General features: G+C 73.7%; 1 protein-coding gene. It reads right to left on the minus strand.

Translation table 11 applies throughout. From position 1 onward, the window contains the following. Positions 1-212: 212 nt before the first annotated feature. Positions 213-566 (minus strand): ATP-binding cassette domain-containing protein (locus AC5RV2_RS18840; protein ID WP_494093595.1); only part of this gene is annotated, 354 nt, incomplete at its 5' end.

Here is a 566-nt window from a genome sequence, read left to right on the forward strand (position 1 = left end):
GCTCGCGGCTGCGGCCGCAGCGGCGCTGGAGAACCCGTCCCGCACCTCCGCGGCCCTGGACGGCCGCGCCTGGCTCCGAGAACACCACGACCCGGCAGGCCTGGTGCACCGGCTGGCGGGCATCTACGCCGAGGCCGCGGCCGGCTAGGCCTGAGCAGGCTAGGCCGCCGATTCCTATCCGGGGACCGGAGCGGCCGGCGACGGTCGCCGGCTCAGCGGTGTTCTTCCACCGGCTTCCCGGTCTTTCCGAGGCCGGCGAGGGCAGCCTGTTCGGCGAAGTCCGGCACGGTGGCCACCACCTCGTCGAAGGTTCCGGCGGCCGCCACCGTTCCGCCGCGCATGAAGAACACGATGTCGGCGTCCCGGATCGTCGCCAGCCGGTGCGCCACCGTGATGACGGTGACGTCGCCGTGCAGTTGCCGGATCGCCGTCGTCACCGCCGCCTCGGTGGCGGTGTCGAGTGCCGAGGTGGCCTCGTCCATGACAAGCACCCGGGGGTTGTCATACAGGGCGCGGGCGATCCCGAGCCGCTGCCGCTGCCCGCCGGAGAGCGCCATGCCGCGCTC

The organism is Arthrobacter sp. Y3225116, assembly GCF_059091245.1.